At 59.9% G+C, this 3,161-nt stretch carries 3 protein-coding genes; all 3 read left to right on the top strand.

Annotated features, from left to right (window positions below):
- The first annotated feature begins 20 nt into the window (after nt 1-20).
- From M0D69_RS43450 to M0D69_RS43440, 3 genes are read left to right on the top strand one after another with little or no spacing between them, the layout of a single operon-like run.
- Complete coding sequence (locus M0D69_RS43450) at nt 21-956, top strand: carbohydrate ABC transporter permease (RefSeq protein ID WP_301787950.1); 936 nt, start codon at nt 21-23, stop codon at nt 954-956.
- Entirely contained in the window at nt 953-1,990 is a 1,038-nt protein-coding gene (locus M0D69_RS43445; RefSeq protein WP_301787949.1) for an HAD-IA family hydrolase, read from the top strand. The genes M0D69_RS43450 and M0D69_RS43445 overlap by 4 nt, the downstream gene beginning before the upstream one ends.
- A gap of 49 nt (nt 1,991-2,039) precedes the next feature.
- The gene (locus M0D69_RS43440; RefSeq protein WP_301787948.1) at nt 2,040-3,161 is read left to right on the top strand and encodes an ABC transporter ATP-binding protein; all 1,122 of its coding nucleotides are present in this window, start codon (nt 2,040-2,042) and stop codon (nt 3,159-3,161) included.

Here is a 3,161-nt window from a genome sequence, read left to right as displayed (position 1 = left end):
CATCGAGAGGTGACACGATCATGAGTCAACTTAATCCCCCCCTCCCACACGGTTACGCGGAATCCGCGGCAGAGCGCGACAAGAAGCGCGCGAAGTCGGTTCGCTGGCTCATCATGCCGTCGACTGCCGTACTGTTCCTGTGGATGGCCATTCCGCTCGCGATGACCATCTGGTATTCGTTCTCGCGATACAACCTGCTCAATCCCGATGTCAAAGGGTTTGCCGGCATCGATAACTATGAATTCCTTGCCACCGATCCGGCCTTCCTGCCATCGATCGTTCATACGCTGACGCTGATCGGATCGGTGTTGCTGATCACGGTGATCGGCGGCGTATTGCTCGCTGTTTTGTTCGACCGCAAGTTCATCGGCCAGGGTATTGCACGGCTACTCGTAATCGCACCGTTCTTCGTCATGCCCACGGTCAGCGCGCTGATCTGGAAGAACATGATCCTGCATCCGGTGTATGGCCTGATCGCGGCGTTGATGCGATCGTTAGGGCTACAGCCGATCGACTGGTTCGGCGACTATCCGCTGTTTGCTGTGATCGTGATTGTCGCGTGGCAGTGGCTGCCGTTCGCGTTCCTGATTCTGTTCACGGCGATCCAGTCGCTGGATCAGGAGCAGAAGGAAGCGGCGCGGATCGACGGCGCGGGCGCATTCTCCATGTTCTTCTATATCACGCTGCCGCACCTGAAGCGCGCGATTGCCGTAGTGGTGATGATGGAAACCATTTTCCTGCTCTCCATCTTCGCTGAAATCTATACGACGACCGGCGGCGGCCCAGGCACCGCGACGACCATCCTGTCGTACTTGATCTACGCGCTCGGCCTGCAGCAATTCGACGTCGGCCTGGCTTCCGCCGGCGGCATTCTGGCGGTCGTGCTGGCGAACATTGTTGCGTTCTTCCTCGTGCGCATGCTCGCGAAGAACCTGAAAGGGGAGTATGAATCATGAGCCATCCCGTTACCGCAACAACGTCCGTGCCGGTCCTCGACACGCTCAAGCGCGGCGTGCTGGGCGTGATCGCGTGGCTGTTTGCGCTACTGCTGTTCTTCCCGATCTTCTGGATGACCATCACGGCATTCAAGACCGAGCAGCAGGCGTATTCGTCGTCGCTGATCTTCATGCCCACGCTCGATAGTTTCCGTGAGGTATTCGCGCGCAGCAACTACTTCGCGTTCGCGTGGAACTCCATCCTGATCTCGGTCGGCGTCACGGTGATCTGCTTGCTGCTCGCCGTGCCGTGCGCCTATGCGATGGCGTTCTTCCCGACCAAGAAAACGCAGAAAGTGCTGCTGTGGATGCTGTCGACGAAGATGATGCCGTCGGTGGGCGTGCTCGTGCCGATCTATCTGCTCTGGAAGAACACCGGCATGCTCGACACGGTGTGGGGTCTGGTCATCGTTTATACGCTGATCAATCTGCCGATCGCCGTCTGGATGTCGTACACGTATTTCAACGAGATCCCGCGCGACATCCTGGAAGCCGGGCGCATAGACGGCGCGGCGACGTGGCAGGAAATCGTCTATCTGCTGATGCCGATGTCGCTGCCCGGGCTCGCATCCACTGCGATCGAGGCAGCGCTGGCCGCGATTTCCTTGCGCAAGGCCTGCGCGAGCAACAGCTTTACGTCGTATGTGCAAGCCGTGCTGAGCCGCACGGGCCTCGTGCGCTTTTTCGGCGAGCGTCTGTTTTGCGCCGATAAAGTGCCGAACCCGAAACCCGCGCCCGACGTGTACCTCGCGGCGGCGCGGACCTTGCGGGTCGCGCCCGAACGCTGCGTGGTAGTGGAAGACAGCGTGACCGGTGTGACCGCGGCGGCGGCGGCGGGCATGACCGTGCTGGGTTTCGTGGGCGGCGGTCACGCAACTGAAGGGCAAATCGATGCGCTGAAACGTGCTGGCGCAAGTGTCGTGTTCGACGAGATGGGGCAGCTCCCCGCGCTCGTTGGACAGTGGCTGAAAAACGCAAGCTTCGAACTGCCATGAGCCTCTTGCTCACAGAAACCGAAGCCAAGTTAAAGACGGAGACTCCATCATGGCAAGCCTGAATCTGCGCAACATCAACAAGCGTTACGAAGAAACTGAAGTGATTCGTAGCGTGAACCTCGACATCGCCGACGGTGAGTTCGTCGTGTTCGTGGGCCCCAGCGGTTGCGGCAAGTCCACGCTGATGCGGATGATCGCCGGTCTGGAAGATATCACCGGCGGTGACCTGACCATCGACGGCGTGCGCGTGAACGACGTGCAGCCGGCCAAGCGCGGTATCGCGATGGTGTTCCAGTCGTATGCGCTGTATCCGCACATGACGCTGTACGACAACATGGCGTTTGGTTTGAAGCTCGCCGGCACGAAGAAGCCGGAAATCGATGCAGCGGTCAAGCAAGCCGCGAAGATTTTGCACATCGATCATCTGCTCGACAGGAAGCCGAAGCAATTGTCCGGTGGTCAGCGGCAGCGGGTGGCGATTGGCCGCGCGATCACGCGCAAGCCGAAAGTGTTCCTTTTCGACGAACCGCTGTCCAACCTCGACGCCGCGTTGCGCGTGAAGATGCGCCTGGAGTTCGCACGGCTGCACGACGAGCTCAAGACCACGATGATCTACGTGACGCACGATCAGGTGGAAGCCATGACGCTGGCGGACAAGATCGTGGTGTTGTCGGCGGGGAACGTCGAGCAGGTCGGCTCGCCGAACCAGCTTTATCACGCGCCGCAGAACAAGTTCGTGGCGGGTTTTATCGGCTCGCCGAAGATGAACTTTTTGAACGGCGAAGTCACGCAGGTGTTGAGCGATGGGATCCTGGTGAAGTACGCGACGGGTGAGACGCAACTCGCGGCCGTTGAGCCGGGTAAGGCCAAAGTGGGCGATGCGGTAACGGTCGGGATTCGTCCGGAGCATTTGCATGCAGGGACGGCGGCAACGCTCGAGCACGGCGTTTCGTCGAAGACGATGGCCGTGGAGTCGCTCGGCGATGCCGCTTATCTTTACGCGGAGTCGTCGGTGGCGCCCGAAGGGATCATCGCGCGCATCCCGCCGCTGGAACGCCATTCACGCGGCGAAATGCTGAAGCTTGGCGCAACGCCTGAACATTGCCATCTGTTTAACGCCGAAGGGATCGCGTATCAACGGAAGATTGTTGAGGTGTTGTCGGCGGCTTGA

This window comes from Caballeronia sp. SEWSISQ10-4 2 (genome assembly GCF_030464885.1).
Taxonomy (GTDB): Bacteria; Pseudomonadota; Gammaproteobacteria; order Burkholderiales; family Burkholderiaceae; genus Caballeronia.
Note: the sequence above shows the minus strand (reverse complement) of the source record. Positions and strands in the feature narration are given on the sequence as shown.

What these genes read in the sequence shown, in the direction of transcription:
- M0D69_RS43450 (WP_301787950.1), top strand. Translation starts at nt 21, where the DNA reads ATGAGTCAACTTAATCCCCCCCTCCCACACGGTTACGCGGAATCCGCG.
- M0D69_RS43445 (WP_301787949.1), top strand. Translation starts at nt 953, where the DNA reads ATGAGCCATCCCGTTACCGCAACAACGTCCGTGCCGGTCCTCGACACG.
- M0D69_RS43440 (WP_301787948.1), top strand. Translation starts at nt 2,040, where the DNA reads ATGGCAAGCCTGAATCTGCGCAACATCAACAAGCGTTACGAAGAAACT.